Raw genomic sequence first — 21,020 nt, 5'->3', positions numbered from 1 at the left:
CAAACCAGGAGAATGGGTTGACCCACCATATCCTGATCATTTTAGAGAGTTCTCGCTATGCTCGAAATGACAAAACAGCCGCTTGCCTGCTTTTTACGAGTGCATCGCCGTTTATTCGAGTCAACAACCAGCGGCCATAGACCATGCCCACTTTAGAGATCACCGCTATCCGCCGGATACTGGCTTCCGAACCCAACCTGGAGTTTGCCGTACTGATCGGCAGCCGGGCCGACAACACCCATACCCCGGACAGCGACTGGGATTTCGCCCTGCAATGGCAAAGGGATATGGACTGGCTGGAACAACTGGCGCGCACCGAAACCCTGCGCCACGGCCTGGCCAACGCACTGATGCTGCCGGTCACGACTGTTGATTGCATTGACGTTCCCCGGGCGAGTTTGGCGATGCGGGCTGAAATCGCTGAAAACGGCATCGTCCTGACCGGTGAGGATGGGCTGCCCTGGCAACGATTTCTTCGGCGAACCTGGAGAGAACTGGAAGACCATTACTGGCAGGAGATTTATGCGCACTGACCTGTATCATGCCGAAACCAAGCGTATCGCCGCACACCAGGGCGCCCTGCTGGACGAGGCCCGCTCACGTCTGCTTGCTTCGCGGCAACTCACCCCCTTGGAACAAAATGGCGTGTTGCACGGGCTCCAAGTATTGATTGAAAACGCCATCGGCAAGGCCAAGCAACTGCTCAAGGCACGGGGTGAAACAGTGCCGATATCCGCCTACGACGCCTTTGCCGTCCTGGCCCGGACAGGACTCATCAGCCAGGAGATACTGGCCGATTGGCATGGAATCATTGGCCTCCGCAACCGTATTGTCCATGATTACATGAATGTGGATATGGACAAGATCCTGACCTTGGTCAGCGAAGGACGCTACAAACTACTCCTCGACTTTCTCATGGCCCCTCTCAATGACGAAACAATGTGAGAGAGCCCTGACCTGGGGGCTGATCCTGCTCCTGTCCGCGCTGATCATTGCCACTCTCCTGCTGGGTTCGGTGCCGCCGGTGGACCGCGACGCCTTAACGCACCATCTCTTTGTTCCCAAACTCTGGCTGCAGCACGGCGGCATCTACGAGATTCCAGAGATTCCCTTCTCCTACTATCCCATGAATCTCGACCTGCTCTATACCATCCCGCTCTACTTCAAAAACGACATCATCCCCAAGTACATCCATTACAGTTTTGCCCTGCTCACCGCCCTGCTGGTGTACCAATATCTTAACAAACGGTTGGGCCGCCTGTACGGTCTGCTCGGCGCCCTGTTTTTTCTCTCTGTGCCCATTATCGTTAAACTGTCGATCACGGTGTATGTTGATCTGGGCATCGTGTTTTTTACCACCGCCGCCCTGCTTGCGCTTCTTGCCTGGGCAGAGCATGGTTTTCAACCCCGTTTTCTTCTTTTAGCCGGGCTGTGCTGCGGTCTTGCGGCCGGCACAAAGTACAACGGCCTGGTCTCTGTGGTGGTGCTGACCCTGCTGGTGCCCCTGCTCTACCAGCAGTATGCCTCCAGAGACAAACAAAACAGTGGTCGGGCGCTGCTCTGGGCCATGGTTTTTGCTGCAGTAACCCTCACTGCTTACTCTCCCTGGCTGGTGAGAAACTATCTGTGGACCGGCAACCCCATCTACCCTCTGCATGATACATTCGTGCAAAAACTGCATACCACGGACAAGGGCAGGCAGGCTACCGACCAGGCAGTGCTCACCACCACCGAACAGACACCAGTTCAGGCAGGCAACAACGCCTTTGTCGCGCGAAAAGTTCTGTACAATGAGCCATGGTGGCAGGCTGTTCTTTTACCGGTTCGTTTTTTCTTCGAAGGACAAGACGACGATCCCCGCTACTTTGATGGTAAACTCACCCCCTTCCTTCTCATCCTGCCGGCACTGGCCTTTTGCTGCAGGCCAGCAAACAGGCGGCTGCGACGTGAGCAAAACTTTCTCCTCTGGTTTGCTCTGCTCTACTTTTTCTTTACCTTTTTCCAGGAAGCCATGCGGATTCGCTATGTTGTTGCAATTGTGCCGCCGCTGGTCATCCTGTCCATGTACGGGCTGCAAGGAACCCTGCAGAAACTAGCCGGTTGGAGTAGCAACTCACAGGCAAGAAAAAAAATCTCTTTGGCAACTGTAGCCTGTACCTGCGGAATAATGCTCTGGTACAATAGCCAGTATGTTATTCAGCAGTTTTCCATGGTACAGCCGTTACCCTATGTGCAAGGAAAAGTAAGCCGCGACGACTACATCACCACCTTCCGCCCTGAGTATCCTGTAATTCAATGGCTGAATGCCCGGACAACAGCCCGTGACCGGCTCATCTGTCTCTTTCTTGGTAACCGAGGGTATTATATGGACTTTTTCCCGATCTTCCATACACCGTACAATGGGCCGATGTCCCTTGAGCAGACGACCTCTCCATATATTCTTGTTCGGGATGATCTCCTCCATGCCTGGCTCAACCATCCTGGTACAGAGCCGGCTGTGAATCTACCCTTTCAACCTGTTTCACCACAGTTTGCAGCAGGCGGCTACTCCGTATACCTGCGCACAGATCAAAACCACCAGTCAACAACAGCCGAACAACACCATCCCGTTCAGCAGCATGCACAGGCTGAACTGTTGACACCATGATCTGGAAACCCGGTAAACTGGCCAACGGCACACTCATCCTTACTGTTGGCATGGCAGCCCGGGCACTGACACAGGCCCTGGTGTTTCTGATTGTTGCCCGCACTCTCGGAGCAGATGGATTTGGTAGTTTTGTGGCTGTACTGACCGTTGCCGGGGCTCTCTCCTCGTTCAGCGGGCTTGGGGCCAGTATCCTGATGGTGCGGGATATAGCCCGTAACCCTGCCCAACTTGCAAAAAGCTGGGGATATGCCTTGATGGCATACTGTTTGGGTACACCGGTTGCAGCCTCGATCTACATTGTACTTGTCAGCCTGATATTACCCGGCAACATTCCATGGGCAGCAATACTTCTTATTGGTGCTGGGGAAATAGTCTGTATTCCCTTAGCTGGTTTTGGAGTCTTCATTTATCAGGGCCACGAACAGATGACCAAGGTCTCTCTGATGCAGCTTGTTCCGACTGTGGCTCGTTTTAGTGCTGCACTCTTGTTTTTTGCTCTCCAGTATATACCAATAATACCGGACCTGCTGGTGACCTGGTCTGCACTGTATTTTTGCAGTGCCTTGGCTGCCGTCACTTATGTGTTCAGAAACATAACAAAAGATTTTTCCGTCCGGATTCTGCCGCGACGTAAAGGTATCCTGCAACATATCCGCAAAAGTATTCCATTTTCCTTTTCAAGTGCTGCAGAAAAACTGTATGTGGATGCGGACAAGTTTATGCTGGCCCGCTTAGATGCTGTTGGGCCCGCAGGTCTGTACTCGGCGGGATATCGCTTTGTTGACCTCGCCTTTATTCCCTTACAGGCCCTGCTGGGAGCGGCAACCCCACGGTATTTTCGACATGGCCAATCCGGAATAAAGGGAGCAATAAGGTATTCACTGAAAATTGGCGTCATACCGATTTGTTATGGTATTGCGGCCGGTTGTTTGATTCTGTGGTGTGCGCCTGTCCCCTCATTCCTGCTGGGTCAAGCCTATACCGAGACAACAGCCATTGTCTGCTGGCTGGCCTGGCTCCCGTTGATGACGGTTCCGAGAATGCTGCTCCACTATCCACTTATAACCAGCGGTCTTCAACATGCGGGGATGAAAGCGCTGCTCACCGGGGCCGGGGCCAACATTGCACTTAACCTGTTTTTAATTCCTTTGTGGGGTTGGCGTGGTGCGGTGATAGCCTCTTACACTGCGGAGGGATTTATGATTGTTGTGATGCTCTTTTATATCCATAAAAGCTGGCAGCAAAAGTAAATTAAAGTCTGGAAATATAGAAATTAAACATGGATTTCTTCTTAAAACTTCCAGCAAGACAACATCAGACAACTTTTTAAAAATGATAATATTTTTTACAGAAATTTTTAAATAGCTATGTACGCATCTCCAATGGCAACAGGCAATGGTGCCTTCGTCATACACAAAATTCTGGAAAATAGAATTCCTGGGTATAGGGTAATTCCCTATTCTCCCTACCGTACCCTCTTTCCCCTGTCACTCCTGCTTTCCTCCTATCCCCAAAAAACACGCTTGACCCACACCACACCAGACTATGCAATCTTTCACCATCGAAAAAATATTCCTTTGGTTTTGACATTCCACAATTATGTACTCGATTCTTTCATGCGGAAGTACAGCAGTTTTTTACAAAATATTCATTATCAAACAGATCTACGATTATTGACAAAGATGGCTGCAACCAGAGCCGACGCTCTTACCGCAGTCAGTCAATATACAGCTCAACTGGCTCGCGATGATTTACGCCTGAAACGACCAGTCAAAGTGATATACAATGGAGTTGATCACACCCTATTCAGACCATGCAAACAGCAAAAATTTCGATCTGACAAAAAAGTCAGAGTACTGTTTTGTGGCAATCTCACTCAAAGAAAAGGCGCACAGTGGCTCAAACCTATCGCTGAACGAGTCGGTCCAAATATAACCATTGCATACACTGCAGGTTTACGTACACGCAATTCTCTTTCTGTACATCCACAACTTGAATGCCTGGGCACAATTCCTCACCACGCTATGCCGGCTGTATATCAATCAGCTGATATCCTGCTCTTCCCAACAGTGAGGGAAGGCTTTGGCCTTGCAGCTGCCGAGGCTATGGCCTGCGGATTACCGGTCGTGGCCACCGATTGCTCATCCTTGCCGGAGCTGATCGATGAGGGTAAAGGTGGATTCTTATGCCGGATAGGAGATGTGACGTCTTTTGCCCAGAAGATTCAGCTACTGGCGGACAACCCTTTGCAACGCCGGGAGATGGGAGAATACAACCGGAATAAGATAGAAAAAACGTTTACTCTTGAGCAGATGGTAAATCAGTATATCGAACTTTTTGAGCGACTTCTGACAACAGGCTGAAATAGGCTTCTGGAGGGAAAATTATTTGGGTTTGCTGGGATAGATTGTCGTCTTAATTAAATCAGAATACTGCTCACTAATGACGTTCCAGTCATATTTTACAGTCATCAACTGCCTGACCTTTCCTCGCATTTCTTCAAAATTTTCTAATCCGGAAATAACAGTAATAATTTTTTCAGCCAACAGACATACATCGCCAGGTTTCACAAGAAAACCATTTTGATCGTCACGAATGATATCCTCAATCCCGCCTACTTTGGTTCCAATTACCAGGCAACCGCTCATTGCTGCTTCAACAAAGGTAAGTCCAAAGCCTTCAGTGTCACCGCCTTTCACCTGCACAGAAGGGCCGATAAAGATATCAGCGGTTGCGTAGTAAGCTGGAAGTTGAGTGTTGGCTACTCCTCCTGCAAATAAGACAACCTTTTCAAGACCACGGGCTTTTACCTGATCACGCAACTCTTGCTCCAACTCTCCATGACCGACGATTAACAGCCTTGTGCTTGGAAATTCCTTAATAACAAAAGACATTGCATCAATAAGATAACGAACACCTTTTTTCTCTGTCAAACGACCAACAAAAAGAAGAAACGGGCCATCAATACCGTACTGTTTTTTAATAGCATGGCTCTTTTTCTCCGGCGAAAACAGTGACGAATCCACACCCATGGGAATAATATCCGGTTGTCGATGACTCTTTGTATCGGCACGCAACACATCGGCCAGTGGTGAACTGACCGTTACTATTCGATCAGCATTTTTCATCACCCATTTTTTGAACTGTAAAAAAACAGGTGCTCTCAGACCGAAGACATCCGCACCATGAGCAGTTATAACAACTGGAATGTTAAAAAATTTTCCAACCAATACCGCCCAAAACCCTTGTGGTATCAGCCAGTGCGCATGAATCACATCTGGCCGGATTTTGTTGATTAAAAAAATCAGCGAAAATAATTGCGCAGCAAGAAAAAAAGGAAGAAGCAAAAAATAGAGTTTGTTTCGTCGTATTTTCGGAACAATCCCCTGCCCTCCTGCTAACCGTTCAAATGGAGAAAAAAAATAACGGAAACGGTGGATGTGTACTCCATCCATCCACTCAGAGGCCAATGCACCATGATAGCACGGTGTATGTACGGTTACATCAAACGAGCGGACCAATCTTCTGGACAGTTCATACACAAATGGAGGGTCTGTGTCATTCAGCCAGCGAGGAAAGGTTGAGGTAACAACCAGCAGCTTTGGCTTCATCAGGATGTGACTACTCTGTCCGATCGTAGCGCATCTGACTGACCTGCTCGGCCACCAGACCGATCATAAAGATAATGACCGAAGTGTTGAACAGCAGTGCCGACATATTGGTGAACCGGCCCTGGGTGAAAAAGGTGTAGGCATAGTAGCAGACCCCGGTGGTGAACAGGCTGAAACTGATGGGTAGGAACACGCGAAACGGTGAAAACAGGGTGGCTATTTTAGTGATGATAAGGAAAAACCGGGTACCGTCCCGCAGGAGTTTGATTTTGCTTTTACCGACCCGTGCCCTGGTTTGAATGGGGATGTACTTGACGCTGCGGCCGCTTCGCAGATAGGCCATGGTTAAGGTGGATGGGTAGGAAAAGGTGTTGGGCAACAGGTAGAGAAATTGTTTGGCCACGGAAACCCGGACCAGGCGAAAACCGGAGGTAAGGTCCTCGATCTTGAACTTGGTAACATAGGAGGCAAACTTGTTGTACAGCCAGTTGGCCAGGTCGCGATGTGCCCTGGTTTCCGACTGTCTGGTCCGCGCCCCCACCACCATGTCAAACCTGTCGCGATGTGCAAGCAACCGGGCAATATCTTCGGGCTGGTGCTGACCGTCGGCATCCATCATCACCACCCACTCGCCCCGGGCGCAGCGCAGCCCGGATTTAATGGCCGCACCGTTACCGATATTGTAGGGATGGGGCCAGACATTGGCTCCGGCAGCCATGGCCTCTGCCATGGTCTGATCAGTGGAGCCGTCGTCCACCACCAGGATCTCATACTCCGGATACAACTCACGAATGCGTTGTATCGTGGTGCCGATCACCCCCTCCTCATTAAAGGCGGGCAAAAGGATGGTCACCTCGTATTTTTTGGTATCCGCCACAGTCATTCTCCCCAGGCTGAAATTCTCTTCTGGGATGAATTAGAGCAGAAACCAGGCAAAAAACAAAGGGATTATAACAAGAACTCCAGGAAAAAGAGTTGGTTATGACCAGATGCCCACAATGGGGAGGCCGCATGCACTGCACGCACCATCATGCATGCCCTTTACCTGACCGCCAAAACCAACCCGCTGCACAAGCAGCGCCCCGCAGCCGGGACAGTGGGTATCCATTCCTCCGGCTCCACCCACATTGCCTGCATAGACAAAGTGCAACCCCTCTTCCCTGCCGATGGCACAGGCCCTGGCAATGGTTGCCGCCGGTGTGGCCGGCCGGTCCTGCATCTTGTAAGTAGGATAAAAGCCGCTGACATGCCAGGGGATATCTGCAGAAACATCCTGAAGAAAACGGGCGATGTTTCGCACCTCCTGTTCACTGTCGTTTAAGCCCGGAATAAGCAGCGTGGTCACCTCAACCAGCACACCCAGGCTGTGAAACAGACGGATATTTTCGACAACCGGTTCAAGCCTGGCCTTACAGACTTCCTGATAAAATTCGGTGGTAAATGCCTTGAGATCGATGTTAATGCCGTCGAGCACCGGTGCCAGATGCTGCACCACCTCACCGGTCATATAACCGTTACTGACAAACACATTTTTCAGGCCCCTTTCCTTTGCCAGCTTGGCGCAATCGTAGGCAAACTCATAAAAAATTGTCGGCTCCACATAGGTGTAGCTGATGCCGGCACAACCGCTGCGCTGTGCCGCATCCACCACATCCTGCGGTGTTCTGCGTGCACCGGTGATTTCGCCTGAGCAGAGGTGCGGGTACTGGGAGATCTGATAGTTCTGGCAGTGCAGGCATTGAAAGTTACACCCCACCGTGGCAATGGAATAGGATCGGCTGCCGGGGACAACATGAAAGAGCGGTTTTTTTTCGATGGGATCGATGTTTTCTGAAACCAGCCTACCGTAGACAAGGGAGTACAGTCGGCCGTTCCGGTGCTCACGCACACCGCAGATGCCGCGTTTGCCTTCGCTTATCCGACAGCGGTGATGACACAGTTCACAGACGACTCTGCCGTCTGGAGACTGTCTGTAAAACAATGCTTCATGCATACTCCCCTCCCTTGTCGGCATTCGGGCCAGGTCGCGCACTGTACAGTGACGACTGTTTCTCTTTTATTCTGCCGGACCTTCAGGCACCACCTGCCTGAACCAAGGCATTCTCTTCAGAGAGCAGAGACCGCTACATGCGTATTTTAGCCTCTGTCTTGGCCGGATTTTTCTCAAGACGCCGATAACGGCCAACGGCCTGTTCTGCAAATCGGCCGATGATATGGGAGAGGTCGGAACTTTGCCAGACCTCGGCAAAGGCTGCATTGGCAAGCAGGTGATCAGCAACCTGAAACGGCTGTTCGCCTTCCGGCTGCAGGCTGATATCTTCAAACTGCAGCGACACCTGTCTATCCAGGGCCTCGTTGCAGAGCTCATGAACACAGTACACAAAGAATTTTCTTACGTCCTCGGTTGATTCGGCCTCGTTGAGCTGTTTTCTGAATTTGGGCAGCAGTTCATTTTCAATCTTTGTAAAGGACTGTATCTTGACCATGGTCATCCTCCTGTTGAAAGAAATTCTTGTCGTGGAGCATCATGTCGAGCCCGGTCATCAACGAGCGCTCGTAAAAAAAGCTGTACAGTTAAACGTACGATTTCCGGCGGACAGGGTCATAAAGAACAGGCAGCTGCAGGCAAACCAGCTCCGATCATCTTTCGCTGCCATCGGCTGCTGCTCAATACAGCAAGACTGTTGCCTGTTCCTCCTGGCTGCGGGCGGCCATCTCCCTGATACGGGCGGCCATGGCCTCGGGATTTGAAGGAAACGCTCCCTCCGGACACGCCTGCACACATTGCTGACACACCACACAGGCCTCACTGATGATCGGATACGGATCTACGACAATGGCCCCGGTCGGGCACACCTCAGCGCAGATCCCGCAGCTTGTGCAGAGTTGCTCGTCTGCAGCCAGCGGCGGCATGGAGGCCTTTGCTGCAGCCAACGATTTGATCTGTGCCTCAGCACGCATGGTCGGCGGAAGATAATCAAGCTTCTGCAGATCAAGCACCACTTGTTCCTGTTGTGCAAGTCGCTCCACCACCACATCAACCAGTGTCCGCACCTGATCCAGGTCTGCCTGGTCCGGGCGTCCCTGGGCCAGTGGTTCTACCGCACCCCACATCGAGGCATGTACAGCCAGAACTTTTGCCGCAGCCACAGGGATATACTGTTTTTCAACGAGCTGGGCAGCCATCTCAGGCAGGGCCAGACCGCTGGCAACACCACCCCAGGTGACAAAGGGAACGGCACGGCCGGTTTGATTCGGTGTCAGGGCATCGATCCAGCGGCTGACCAGAGGAATGGCATGATCGCAATAGACAGGTGAGCCGATCCACAGACAGACAGGTGTATCGGACAGATCGGGGAGAGACCGGGCAGCGGCCGCACCCTGCACACTGAGGTCAGCCATCTCGACCTGACACTGCTGTTCAAGTAAACGTTGTTGGATGGTTTCCGCCACCAGGCGGGTGGTGCCGGCGGGTGAGAAGTAGACAATACGATGCGCGTAGTTCATAAAACAAGTCTCCTGTTAGGGTCATCCCGAACATGACGATTGGCACACGTTCGGCCTGTTCAACAAAGATCTGTTGCCGGATAAACAGTCTGTCGGCAACGCAACCGCGCTGCATGCCTTCCAACCCGGTGACACGTCTCTGACCTTGCAAACAGTCCGATGTACAGGCAGGTACATCCAATGACAGAACATACCGTCAATACGGCGGATACTGACAAGAACCTATGGTGTACTCCTTTATCGGATACCCATATTGATTCAGCAGAACCTGACCGTAGTGATCAAGCACATACCGTTCCCACCGGCACATGCCCGGCGGCACAACCGGCGCGTAGGTGGTTACCGGAGCAGCAGCAACCGGCGGTGGATAGACAGGTGGTGGAGGACGATAGGCCAGGGCTGTGAGCGCTGAACCGAGAAAGAGTCCGGTCAACCCCCATCCCAGGGCAACACCACTGCAGCAGTGATGACGGCTCCATGCAGACACCGGATTAAAGGAGATGGACAGGATACAGAAAACAAGGACAAAGATCGTTGTCTTTTTCATGGCGATTTCACAGTGCAAGGTTCAAGGAGGGGATACAGGAGTTTTCCCTGCCGCTATCTTACCTGTACTGTCTCTATACCATACTTCGATCTTTTTGGGTGAACGCTTTTGAAAAAACTACGGCGGCATCGAGAAAAGATGCTCTGATGACGCGCTTTAAACGCCGGAGTACAAAAAACCGGCCCCGGACCTCCTTCCTGTACAACAACTAAGGCGTCTGCCGGCAAACAAAACGCCCGGAGCAACATGGCAACAGGTACAATTTTACAGCAGGAAGAGGTGGTCCGGGACAAGCCGTACAACAGCAGGGTTGAACAAAAAAAATCCCCGGATCAATGACTCTTGATCCGGGGATGCCCTGGTTTATCCACGTACCGATGTTTCCCCTTGTCCAGAGAGAAAACAACTATCATCTTTTCAGGCAGGTCTTCTGACTTTCGGATCGCTCTACTATCTGCGTCTTCCCGACCGTACGGCCAGTGACATTGTGCAGCTTCGTCCCCGAATACAGCGGCGGGCCCGTCCCCGATTCTCACGGGGTTCCCTTTTCATCCTTACGGAACCTGAAAAACTATTCAACTGAATTACATGCACACCTAAGCGGTTCACCCCCTTCTTGTCAAGCATAAAAAAAGCACACTGCCCACACAATCCCGCCGGTCACCGGTGTCTGCGGGATGGTGAACTGTCTGAAAAATGCCGCCTGTCTGTCCCGGGTCGGCTGCTGCAGCCCAAGCACCCTGCCTCGGGGTATCACCACGTTCAATAAAAACACCGGACATGTGAACAGGTGACATCAACCCTGAACAGTGGTATAAACCACTGCTTACGCTCCCTTTATCAGCAAGATCGTACCATGTAAAAATTGGCATCTACCCCTGAACAGACCTCCACCCCCATCAGCCATGCGTTGCCAACCTGTTGTATACGCCCGGGAAAACCGACATCAAAGGCACTTTCCAAAACAGAGGGGCCAATGAGGTCTCTTTATCCGGCATCCCTTACTTCTTTCTGCATCTTATGCGCAACACATCCGCTCAAGACCATACCTTGTCATCCTTATCCGGCAGAAACGGTATAGCAACGGCACAGCAGCACACCAAAGCAGTTGTCGGTTTCAACACAAACCGGCTTATCGCCTGCCATGACTGTGATCTGCTGCACCACCTGCCCGAACATGCAATCACCACCCTGCTCTGCTCCCGGTGCGGCGCGGTGCTGCACCGTCAAAAACCGGCAACAGTTGAACGCTCACTGGCCTGGATCACAGCCGCTCTGATCCTCTTCATTCTCTCCAACAGTTTTCCCTTTCTGGCCATCCGGAGCAGCGGTCTGGCGCAGGAGACCATCCTGTTGTCCGGTATCCATGAACTCTGGAAACAGGATATGCACAGCCTTGCCGTGCTGGTTCTTCTCACCTGCGTACTCATACCGCTTGTACAGATGCTGGGGCTGCTCTATATTCTGGTCCCACTGCAGCTGGGTGGACGGCCGGCGCCCTCTGCAGGCTCCTTGTATCGGATTGTCCAGGAGCTTGCCCCCTGGGGAATGATGGAGGTTTTTATGGTGGGCATTCTGGTGGCTCTGGTAAAACTCGATCACCTGGCAACCATTGTCCTGGGGATTTCCGTCTTTTCCTTTGCAGCCCTGATCTTTGTCATGGCCGCCGCCTTTGCAAGCCTTGACCCGGTCCTGTTGTGGGATCGTCTTGACCAGCGCCGATGAACACCAAAACCGCCACCGCCCTGCAAGTGGGATTGATCAGCTGTCACGACTGCCGGCAACTGGTCTCGGTTCAACAGGCAGACAACTCTCCGTACTGTCCTCGCTGTGGTGCCCGTCTCCACCGGCGTAAACCTAACAGCCTGACCCGTACCTGGGCCCTGATCTGTGCAGCGATGATCCTGCTTATTCCGGCCAACCTGCTGCCGATCACCATTACCACCTCCCTGGGAACCAAGCAGACCGACACCATCCTCAGCGGCGTGATCTACTTTATGCAGACCGGTTCCTGGGAGATTGCAGCGGTCATCTTTATTGCCAGCATCTTTGTTCCCTTTGCCAAGTTGTGTATTCTGATCTTTCTGCTGCTCACTGTCCGCTTTCGGTCACAGTGGCGCCCCAGAGACCGCACCGGTCTTTACCGCTTAACCGAGCTGGTGGGCCGCTGGTCCATGGTGGACATCTACGTGGTCACCATTCTGGTGGCCCTGGTCAAGCTGGGAGCCATAGCCGATATTGAGGCCGGGCCTGCCGCCATCTACTTTGCTGCCGTGGTGGTGACGACGATGTTTGCCGCCAACAGCTTTGATCCCCGTCTGATCTGGGATGTACTTGAGGAGGACGTATGACTGATCGTTCAACGATCGAACAACATATTGCCGCACCCGTTGTTCCGGCCAAACGCCGTTTTTCCCTTGTGTGGATTGTACCACTGGTGGCCCTGGCCATCGGCGGCTGGCTGGCGTTCAAGGCCATCCGTGACAAGGGGCCGACCATTACCATCACCTTTGCCACGGCTGACGGTCTGGAGGCGGGGAAGACTAAAATCAAGTTCAAGGATGTGGATATCGGCCAGGTGGAATCCATTGCTCTGAGTGAAGATGCCGCCAAAGTGATGGTCACCGCCAAAATGATTAAGGGAAGTGAGGTGTTTTTAACCGATCAGACCAAGTTCTGGGTGGTCCGGCCGCGCATCAGCGGTGGTTCGATAACCGGACTCGGAACCGTGCTGTCCGGCGCCTATATCGGCATTGACGGCAGCAGACTGGGAAAGCCTGCCTCCACCTTCACCGGACTGGAGACACCACCGGTGGTCACCTTTGACCATCCCGGCAGATCGTTCAAGATCGTTGCCGACTCACTGGGTTCTCTTGATATCGGTTCTCCGGTGTACTATCGGCAGATTCAGGTGGGTCAGGTGGTGGGTTACAACCTGAACGAAAAAGGGACCGGTGTGGACATCGTGATCTTTGTTGATGCCCCCCACTTTACCAGGGTGACGAAGAATACTAAATTCTGGAACGCCAGTGGTTTTGATGTATCGCTCAGTGCCCATGGGTTAAAAATCGACACCCAATCCATGGTGTCGATCATCAACGGCGGCATTGCCTTTGACCTGCCCAAGGATTCGGGACCGGGTAAGGAGGCGGAGGAGGACACAACCTTCCATCTGTATGCCGACCGCAACGCCATCCAGGAAAAACGGTACACGATCCGCACCTACTATACCCTGCTCTTTGATGAATCGGTACGCGGCCTGCAGATCGGTGCACCGGTGGAACTCTACGGTATCAAAATGGGCGAAGTTGTCGACCTGAACCTGGAATTTGACCTGGAACAGAAAAAATTCGTGGCCCCGGTAACTGTGGCCATCGAACCGGAGCGGATGAGTTTTTCCAACAGAGAGAAGATTTTAAAGATCTTCAACAACGATCCAAGCCTGTTCATCAAAACCATGGTGGAACGGCATGGCCTGCGGGCCCAACTGCAAAGCGCCAACCTGCTCACCGGCCAGTTGATGGTCAACCTCGTCTTTGTGCCGGATGCCCCCAGGGCCACCTTAACCACCAGAAACGGGGTGCAGGTGGTGCCCACCGTTACCGGATCGTTTGAACGACTGCAGGAAAGTGTGAGCCGTATCCTTACCCGGCTTGAAAATGTGCCCTTTGATCAGATCGGCAACGAACTCCAGCTGACACTCAAAGCCGCCACCGCCACCATAGCTGAGGTCGGCAACCTGACCGCAACGCTCAACAGCGAGACCGCACCCAAACTGCAGACAGCCCTGATGGAGCTGCAAAAAACACTGATCGATGTTCAAAAGAGTCTGGGTGCGAATTCACCCCTGCAGTACAACACCACCAAAACCCTGGAAGAGTTGTCGCGTACCCTGCGTGCATTGCGCGAGCTTACCACCACCCTTGAACATCAGCCACAATCGATCCTTTTCGGCAAAAAAAGGCAGCCGGATGAATAAATTTAACCTCAGTGTACTCTGGTTGATACTTGGAACAGTGCAGCTCGGCCTTTTGGGCTGCGGCCCGGCTGTCCAACCCATCAGCTATCATACCCTTACCGGTTTTCCGGCAGCGACTGAAACCAGGGACAACCACAGCCAACTCGTGCTGCAGATCGGGCCGGTCAACCTGCCGGACAGGCTCAAACAATCACGGCTGGTTTTCGGAACCAACGGTACCTTTCAGTTCAGCGACCAGCATCGCTGGGCCGATGACCTTGACCATGACATTGCCCGGGCCATTGGTGAACAGCTGGCTGTCAGGCTCAAAACAGAGCAGATCGCTCTTTTTCCGGAAAACCGATACGCACAGATAACCTGTCAGATTGTGCTTGATGTGCTGACGTTAGAAGGTCTGCCCGGTCAGGAGGCATCTTTTAGTGTGCGCTGGTCAATCATTGACCCTGATACACGAGCCGTCCGCTTCGTCCGGCGCAGTACGTTTGGCAGACAACCAACAGACAGCAGCCAAGCCGCCTGGGTTGCGACGCAGCGCCAGAACATCGCCGCACTCAGCGAAGAGATTGCCCGCGCTATCCAAACAGGTAGCTGGTAGCCAAAGGGTAAAACGATTGAGAAAAATAATCCGGATTGGAAAGATCTGAGCCTGGGTTGTATGGATTTTGAGACTATCGCAGAGTTCATGTTTGGCATATCAAGGATGATGGATTCTGCGACTACGGCCGCTGCGCGTCCTTCGCGCAGAATGACCGTTGTAGGGTGACGAGGTGATGTCTGAGTCAATTTGATGTCATACCGCGCAGAATGACTGTCGTAGGGTGACAAGGTGATATCTGAGCCAAATTGATGTCATTCCGCGCGTAGTCGCGGAATCCAGTTGAATGCAGGGACGCCACATGGAAGGTAAACACGCCTATACCTCTAGCAAGTAAACGAAATGGAACGCTTTACACCGGGGTGACCAGCAACCTGGAACGTCGTATGTATGAACATAAAAACAAAACACACTCTGAAAGCTTCAGCGCAGAATGACCGTTGCAGGGTGATAGGGTGATGTCTGAGTCAATTTGATGTCATACCGCGCAGAATGACTGTCGTAGGGTGACAAGGTGATATCTGAGCCAAATTGATGTCATTCCGCGCGTAGTCGCGGAATCCAGTTGAATGCAGGGACGCCACATGGAAGGTAAACACGCTTCCACCTACATTCTCGCCAGCAAACAAAATGGAACGCTTTACACCGGGGTGACCAGCAATCTGGAGCACCGTATGTATGAACATAAAAACAGAAGTAGAGCATGGAAAATTGCTTTGATTGAGAAAAACAATCCGGATTGGAAAGATCTGAGTCTGGATTGTATGGATTCTGCGACTACGGCCGCTACGCGTCCTTCGCGCAGAATGACCGGTGCGGGTGATGGGGTGATGTCTGAGTCAATTTGATGTCATACCGCGCAGAATGACGGTTGCAGGTGATGGGGTGATGTCTGAGCCCGATTAGTGTCATTCCGCGCGTAGTCGCGGAATCCAGTTGAATGCAGGGACGCCACATGGAAGGTAAACACGCTTCCACCTATATTCTCGCCGGCAAACAAAATGGAACGCTTTACACCGGGGTGACCAGCAACCTGGAACGTCGTATGTATGAACATAAAAACAAAACACACTCTGAAAGCTTCAGCGCAGAATGACCGGTGCGGGTGATGGGGTGATGTCTGAGTCAATTTGATGTCATACCGCGCAGAATGACGGTTGCAGGTGACAGGGTGATGTCTGAGCCCGATTGATGTCATTCCGCGTACAGTTACGGAGTCCATGTCTGGCGCATCAAAGATGATGGATTCTGCGACTACGGCCGCTACGCGTCCTTCGCGCAGAATGCTGTTGCAGGTGGCGGAGGTGATGTATGAGCCCGATTGGTGTCATTCCGCGCGATAGTCGCGGAATCCAGTTGAATGCAGGAACACCATATGGAAGATAAACACGCTTCCACCTATATTCTCGCCAGCAAACAAAATGGAACGCTTTACACCAGCAGTGTCTCCAGCAGCCCGGCTCGGTGCACCGGGCCACTGAAGAACAACTGCAACAGCGTATCTCACTCTATTACAACTCAGCCATGGCGATCTTTAACTGGTCGACCCACATATCAGCAACAGAGGGAAACTCAGCCAACCCCTTCATGACCGGCACAGCCTCTATCCCGACCTCAGCCAACCTGCTCTTCCAGGAGTCCGGCTCATCACCAGCCATATCGTTCATGGCATGATCACCGGCAACGGTCATAAAGGGAATAAGGTACGCCTTCTTGATCTTCTTCTCCACCAGCGCATCTTTGATCTCATCAAAAGACGGTGCCCCTTCAACAGTACCGACAAACATATTGGGATCCATCTTCTGGGCCTTGTACATCAGGGCGCTGTACATAGCATCACTGGGATGATGGGTACCATGCCCCATGAGAACCACAGCCTCGGTTGATTTCCGTTCTTTGGGAACCACCCGGGTGGCGATCTCCTGCAACGCCTTTTCCATGGTCTCGTTGCTCACCAGCAGGGGCTTTGAGATGACCACTTTTTCAAATCCGCCGGACATCTGACCAAACAGACGAGCATTGGCATACAGCTCATGAAACTCTATTCCTGGAATCATGTGCAGTGACTGCACCGCCACCCTGGTGTAGCCGTCTTCCATCAGCCTGGCCATGGCCATTTCCGGAGAGTCGATGGCCACACCCTCTTTGGCCAGCTTTGTTCGGATAATCTTTGATGTGTATGCCCAGCGCACCTCGATTTTCGGAAAGGCTGCCTTTACCCGTCGCTCGATGGTGCGAAAGGCCGCCTGCGCACTCTCAACACTGGTGCCGAATGTTACCAGCAGGATGGCAGGTTTTTTCTCCTCTTTGCCCGGCTGGTCAGCGGCATGACCATCCCGAACAGATACACCGGTCAGCACAAGGGTTGCACACAACAGCATCAGCCACTGCTGCTTCATCAACATACGCCACATACGAAATTCTCCTTATCGGAAAGGTTGATAAATGCCATGGATACCTTATCCACAGCCTGTCTGTGTTATTCTCCGGAAGCAGCATCAACGGCTCTGAGACGTTGATGCCCGCCTCTGCAGAAGAACCGAATAATCAATACGTTCCTGAAACCGTTTGACACGTGTCTTACCGGTATCAAGAAAACAGCAACAACTCCCGCCGGGCCCGACAAGGGTCTCTCCCCAGCGCTGATGGTCAGTCGGTATCATCCATATGCCGGCACCCTCCGGAGAGCAGACCGCCACGGCCACCTGTTCAATGGTGCGGACCCCTGCCAGGAGCCGAATGATCTCGTTAAAATGAGGACTCAGCACAATCACCACATCCACACCCTCTTTTGCCGAGGCTAAAACCAGTTCCGGCTGCCGGAGCGTCTGCATTGGCAACAGCCGGACCCGGGCCGGCCCGTAGGTGCAATCAACCGGCCGGCCCTCCTGTCCACCCGTAAGAGTATCCCAGTTCCACAGACAGGGATCGGCCGCACCGTTCAACCAGTGGACAACAGGTACGGTCTGCGAGGTGTTGATGAACAGGGCACTGTGCCCGGTGGCCGCACACCGGCTGCGCACCTCATCCAGAAAATTCCGGCTGTAGGCATGGGCGGGCAACACATGTAGTGTGTCTGTCTTTGCATCTGTTGTCTCTGCCACAGCCAGGGCAGGGGCACCATCCGGCGACAGAAGCGCATGACAGCAAAGCAACAGCCGACCCGGAGGCGGCAGCTGTAGAAACTGCGTCAGGTTAGTGATGCCGGACAGGTTGAGATAGCATGAGCGCAACCGGGAAAGATCTCCTGCAGGCAGAGGGACAGACTGATGGGCTGGTTGTATCCGGCCGCTATCCTGCAGGTGCAGATCAACGATCAGCAGCTGTGAGGTTGCCGCCTGTTTCTGCAGCACAACAGTCCCCTGCGGATCGACGAAAGCAGAAGGAGCCTGTCGACAGTCCATAATCAGATCACAGCCGGTTCGATTACAGGCCGCGATAAACAGACTGTTTTCCAGGGCCCTGGCCTGCCAGATCTCCACCGGGTTGACCCCGATCGGCGGCCAGGTCGACGGGATCAGCAGCAGCACAGCCCCCCGAAGCGCTGTAACTCTGGCCATCAGGCTGTGATACGAATCAGAACAGATGAGCACCCCCATGCGCCCCCAGGGAGTATCAAAGGTGTTATCCTGACAAGGATCGCCTGGACAGGCCCATCTACACTCAGCATTGATTTTTCGGTACCGGCATACAATGCTGCCCACAGGATCAAGGACAAAGGCACTGTTATATAAAATACCGGTCAACGGCTCCAGTTCGGCCATGCCCACACAGACGTACATGCCGTATTGGCGGCAGAGAGCCGCCACGGCGGTAACCGTTGGGCCCTCTGCAGTCTCCGCATAAGGTTCCATATCGTGATGACCGGCAAAGGAGTAGCCGGAGATCATAAGCTCCGGAGCAACCACCAGCTGTGCCCCCTGCTCACCGGCCTCCTGCACAAGCGCCAACAGTTCCCGCCGGTTTGTCTGCGGTTGTTTGTGCACAACAACTGCATGCACCAGGGCGATTTTTAAGACAGACATGTTTTCCTCTGTGGGCAAAAGAGCATCCTGACCGGTCGGCAGGCATGCAGGTGTCTATCTTCACACAACCTTGCCGGATGACACGAAAACCAGGTTCAAGACAGTTAAACGCAACGTTACGGATCAGAGCCGCATTCTACAGCTACAGGGGCAGGTATACAGGCAAATCCGGCCCAACCTGCTGTCAGAACTCAATACCCCGTTGCGCCCTCACCCCGCTCTTTAAAGGATGTTTGATCATCCGCATCTCAGTGACCAGATCAGCAGCGCCAATCAGGGCCTCCGGTGCATACCGGCCGGTGATCACCACATGCTGGTCAGGGTTGCGACGCGCCAGAAACTCCAGGCAGGGCTCCACCGCAAGCATACCGTAATGGAGAAGATAGGTAAACTCATCAAGGACCACGGTATGATATCTGCCGGAGTCAACAGCCTGGCAGGCAAAATCCCAGGCCTGGCGCGCCAGCCGGGCGTCTTCTTCCCTGTCTTCGGATTTCCAGGTAAATCCCCTTCCCATGACATGCAGATCGATCAGACCATCAAATCGTTTGACCGCCTCCAACTCACCATAGTGCCATGACCCCTTGATAAACTGGACAAAACAGACCGGCAGGCCATGTCCGGCCGCCCGCATGGCCATACCAAGGGCTGCGGTGGTCTTGCCTTTGCCGTCACCGGTATAGACGATTAACAGTCCTTTTTGCATACCGCCCTTTCTCCATGTCTGCGGGATGATGTTATATTGCTGCACACTGTAGTTTTCACTGTTTCAAAAGATGCGGTGATGTCCACAGACAACAGCCATGCGCACAAAGAGCACACTCTTTCACAGCCGGCAACAGCGGTCCACAACGTATTGTTATAAGGAGGCATCAGTGAGCACAGACCACTTATCGGCAAACCCCAGGGCCAGGGCCCGGCATGCCAGCATCAGGAAAGCATGGTTGTCCTCTGTGGCTGCCGAGGTTGCCAGCTGTTCCCGGTAGGCGGCCAGCCGCTCATACTGCCCGCTCACCGCACAGGCCACCTGGGCGGCATGGGCAGCCATGATCTCCTGTTGACAGGTCTGCGGCAGTACCCCCCAGGAGATCTTGTCTCGCAAATGAACCAGGGCGGCTACGGCGGCAACGGTTAAAGGATCACGTTCGATTGCCAGAAAATTACTGCGCAGCAGTGCAGCCAGTTCCTGATCAAGAAACGCACAGATCATATCCTGCATTCCGATCCGGTTTAAGCCGAAACGTTCCAGATGAATTTTCGCTGAACATTGGCTGATCGGCGTGAGCTGGTTCTGGCGGGCAAGCGACTGTTTTGTGGCCTCGTACACAGCCCGGCCGATCATCTCTCCCAGTTTGACGTGTTTACCACTGCTGGTCAGCGGCACTTCGTCGTTTTCCAGGGCGGCAACCGCGATCTGATCAGTGCCGGTGCCGGTGGCCAGACCATCGGAATACCGGGAGTTAACCGCCAGCTCCTGCAACACCGCCACCTTGGCCTCAGTGGCAGTCATAATGCAGCGGGTCAGGGCTCCAGGGGTTAACGGTCTGCTGATAAACACCATGGTGTTGATCGTGCCCGGCCCGGGAACAGTGGTTGCCGTGGTCAGGGATTCAAACCCGGTCGCAGTCTCCACAACCGTGGCAGGATCACCCACCCGGCCGGCATTGGCATCCACACCGCCGGTACAGATTGCAGCAACGGTCAGACCGCGAAACTGTTGCTGTGCAATACAGGCATTGTGCATGTTGGCAGCCGTCCCCAAAGTGGCGCACTGTTCAGCAGGCAGGCCGTACTGGGCACAGATGGTCCGACGGTAGCTGTGGGGGTCATCACAGGGCTGTGCCGACAAGCGCTTGCTGTGACCAGCGGGTTCACAGCTCTGGTGATTGTACACACAGGTAAGATCAAAACGCAGGCCTCCGGCAACAGGACAGGTGGAGAGGATGCTGTGCGGTTTGAGAAAACAGGCGCAAAGTATTTTTTCCTGCCGATGAATTTCAACGCCATTGTACAAAGTGTCGATGAGCATGCCGGGGTTTTCCTCGAAACCTTCTGGTTTCTCGAGCCGAAAAGGAGTTCTTCAGTGGGTTGGCGGGTTGGTCCAGGTCA

The 21,020-nt window shown here is 53.1% G+C and carries 20 protein-coding genes, 2 pseudogenes and 1 riboswitch; of the genes and pseudogenes, 12 read left to right on the top strand and 10 right to left on the bottom strand.

The features are described 5' to 3' along the window. The first annotated feature begins 143 nt into the window (after positions 1 to 143). From mntA to HP555_RS08480, 5 genes are all read left to right on the top strand, one after another. Positions 144 to 533 (top strand): type VII toxin-antitoxin system MntA family adenylyltransferase antitoxin, encoded by a 390-nt coding sequence (mntA, locus tag HP555_RS08500; protein ID WP_199261513.1) that lies wholly within the window; start codon positions 144 to 146, stop codon positions 531 to 533. Continuing rightward, entirely contained in the window at positions 523 to 945 is a 423-nt protein-coding gene (gene hepT, locus HP555_RS08495; RefSeq protein ID WP_199261511.1) for a type VII toxin-antitoxin system HepT family RNase toxin, read from the top strand. Before mntA ends, hepT begins: the two co-directional genes overlap by 11 nt. Then, complete coding sequence (locus HP555_RS08490) at positions 929 to 2,647, top strand: phospholipid carrier-dependent glycosyltransferase (protein WP_199261509.1); 1,719 nt, start codon at positions 929 to 931, stop codon at positions 2,645 to 2,647. The genes hepT and HP555_RS08490 overlap by 17 nt, the downstream gene beginning before the upstream one ends. Beyond that, entirely contained in the window at positions 2,644 to 3,897 is a 1,254-nt protein-coding gene (locus HP555_RS08485) for an oligosaccharide flippase family protein (RefSeq protein WP_199261501.1), read from the top strand. The genes HP555_RS08490 and HP555_RS08485 overlap by 4 nt, the downstream gene beginning before the upstream one ends. A gap of 132 nt (positions 3,898 to 4,029) precedes the next feature. Then, positions 4,030 to 5,010 (top strand): glycosyltransferase family 4 protein, encoded by a 981-nt coding sequence (locus tag HP555_RS08480; RefSeq protein WP_233249118.1) that lies wholly within the window; start codon positions 4,030 to 4,032, stop codon positions 5,008 to 5,010. Between the two features lie 21 nt (positions 5,011 to 5,031). On the opposite strand, the gene HP555_RS08475 is transcribed toward HP555_RS08480, so the two are convergent. From HP555_RS08475 to HP555_RS08450, 6 genes are all read right to left on the bottom strand, one after another. Beyond that, entirely contained in the window at positions 5,032 to 6,258 is a 1,227-nt protein-coding gene (locus HP555_RS08475; protein WP_199261497.1) for a glycosyltransferase, read from the bottom strand. A 10-nt stretch (positions 6,259 to 6,268) separates the two neighbouring features. Further along, positions 6,269 to 7,141 carry a glycosyltransferase family 2 protein gene (locus HP555_RS08470; protein ID WP_233249117.1) on the bottom strand — a complete coding sequence of 291 codons (873 nt, stop codon included), beginning with the start codon at positions 7,139 to 7,141 and terminating at the stop codon, positions 6,269 to 6,271. A 96-nt stretch (positions 7,142 to 7,237) separates the two neighbouring features. Next, positions 7,238 to 8,251, bottom strand: coding sequence for an AmmeMemoRadiSam system radical SAM enzyme (gene amrS, locus HP555_RS08465; protein WP_199261493.1), 1,014 nt, complete (start codon positions 8,249 to 8,251; stop codon positions 7,238 to 7,240). Between the two features lie 130 nt (positions 8,252 to 8,381). Next, positions 8,382 to 8,744, bottom strand: coding sequence for a hypothetical protein (locus HP555_RS14445; protein ID WP_233249116.1), 363 nt, complete (start codon positions 8,742 to 8,744; stop codon positions 8,382 to 8,384). 181 nt (positions 8,745 to 8,925) lie between these two features. Beyond that, on the bottom strand, positions 8,926 to 9,765 hold the full coding sequence (locus HP555_RS08455; RefSeq protein WP_199261491.1) for an EFR1 family ferrodoxin: 840 nt from the start codon (positions 9,763 to 9,765) through the stop codon (positions 8,926 to 8,928). 196 nt (positions 9,766 to 9,961) lie between these two features. Next, positions 9,962 to 10,312: a hypothetical protein gene (locus tag HP555_RS08450; RefSeq protein WP_199261489.1), complete on the bottom strand. Its 351-nt coding sequence runs from the start codon at positions 10,310 to 10,312 to the stop codon at positions 9,962 to 9,964. Positions 10,313 to 10,715: 403 nt separating this feature from the next. Then, positions 10,716 to 10,894: riboswitch (cobalamin riboswitch) on the bottom strand. 438 nt (positions 10,895 to 11,332) lie between these two features. On the opposite strand from HP555_RS08450, the gene HP555_RS08445 reads away from it, so the two are divergent. The 7 genes and pseudogenes from HP555_RS08445 to HP555_RS08415 form a co-directional block, all read left to right on the top strand. Next, complete coding sequence (locus HP555_RS08445) at positions 11,333 to 12,037, top strand: paraquat-inducible protein A (protein ID WP_199261487.1); 705 nt, start codon at positions 11,333 to 11,335, stop codon at positions 12,035 to 12,037. After that, positions 12,034 to 12,663, top strand: a complete 630-nt coding sequence (locus tag HP555_RS08440; RefSeq protein WP_199261485.1) for a paraquat-inducible protein A — start codon at positions 12,034 to 12,036, stop codon at positions 12,661 to 12,663. The genes HP555_RS08445 and HP555_RS08440 overlap by 4 nt, the downstream gene beginning before the upstream one ends. Then, positions 12,660 to 14,291 (top strand): PqiB family protein, encoded by a 1,632-nt coding sequence (locus HP555_RS08435; RefSeq protein ID WP_199261483.1) that lies wholly within the window; start codon positions 12,660 to 12,662, stop codon positions 14,289 to 14,291. The genes HP555_RS08440 and HP555_RS08435 overlap by 4 nt, the downstream gene beginning before the upstream one ends. Further along, the gene (locus HP555_RS08430) at positions 14,284 to 14,886 is read left to right on the top strand and encodes a PqiC family protein (protein ID WP_199261482.1); all 603 of its coding nucleotides are present in this window, start codon (positions 14,284 to 14,286) and stop codon (positions 14,884 to 14,886) included. The genes HP555_RS08435 and HP555_RS08430 overlap by 8 nt, the downstream gene beginning before the upstream one ends. A 320-nt stretch (positions 14,887 to 15,206) precedes the next feature. After that, positions 15,207 to 15,293, top strand: a pseudogene (locus tag HP555_RS14380) (GIY-YIG nuclease family protein); the annotation flags it as partial. 177 nt (positions 15,294 to 15,470) lie between these two features. Continuing rightward, positions 15,471 to 15,734: a GIY-YIG nuclease family protein gene (locus tag HP555_RS08420; protein ID WP_199261480.1), complete on the top strand. Its 264-nt coding sequence runs from the start codon at positions 15,471 to 15,473 to the stop codon at positions 15,732 to 15,734. 107 nt (positions 15,735 to 15,841) lie between these two features. After that, positions 15,842 to 15,952, top strand: a pseudogene (locus HP555_RS08415) (GIY-YIG nuclease family protein); the annotation flags it as partial. Positions 15,953 to 16,397: 445 nt separating this feature from the next. Here the strand turns inward: HP555_RS08415 and HP555_RS08410 are convergent. The 4 genes from HP555_RS08410 to HP555_RS08395 all read right to left on the bottom strand — a co-directional run bounded on the left by HP555_RS08410 (position 16,398) and on the right by HP555_RS08395 (position 20,940). Then, a complete protein-coding gene (locus HP555_RS08410) occupies positions 16,398 to 17,300 on the bottom strand; it encodes a sirohydrochlorin cobaltochelatase (protein WP_233249115.1) in 903 nt (300 codons plus the stop codon). Between the two features lie 84 nt (positions 17,301 to 17,384). After that, positions 17,385 to 18,911, bottom strand: coding sequence for a carbon-nitrogen hydrolase family protein (locus HP555_RS08405; protein ID WP_199261476.1), 1,527 nt, complete (start codon positions 18,909 to 18,911; stop codon positions 17,385 to 17,387). 184 nt (positions 18,912 to 19,095) lie between these two features. After that, a complete protein-coding gene (gene cobO / locus HP555_RS08400; protein WP_199261475.1) occupies positions 19,096 to 19,617 on the bottom strand; it encodes a cob(I)yrinic acid a,c-diamide adenosyltransferase in 522 nt (173 codons plus the stop codon). Between the two features lie 153 nt (positions 19,618 to 19,770). Beyond that, positions 19,771 to 20,940, bottom strand: coding sequence for an adenosylcobinamide amidohydrolase (locus tag HP555_RS08395; protein WP_199261473.1), 1,170 nt, complete (start codon positions 20,938 to 20,940; stop codon positions 19,771 to 19,773). Positions 20,941 to 21,020 lie beyond the last annotated feature (80 nt).

Origin of the sequence: Desulfobulbus oligotrophicus (genome assembly GCF_016446285.1) — a bacterium.
Lineage (GTDB): Bacteria > Desulfobacterota > Desulfobulbia > Desulfobulbales > Desulfobulbaceae > Desulfobulbus > Desulfobulbus oligotrophicus.
This window is presented reverse-complemented; position numbering and strand designations above follow the sequence as displayed.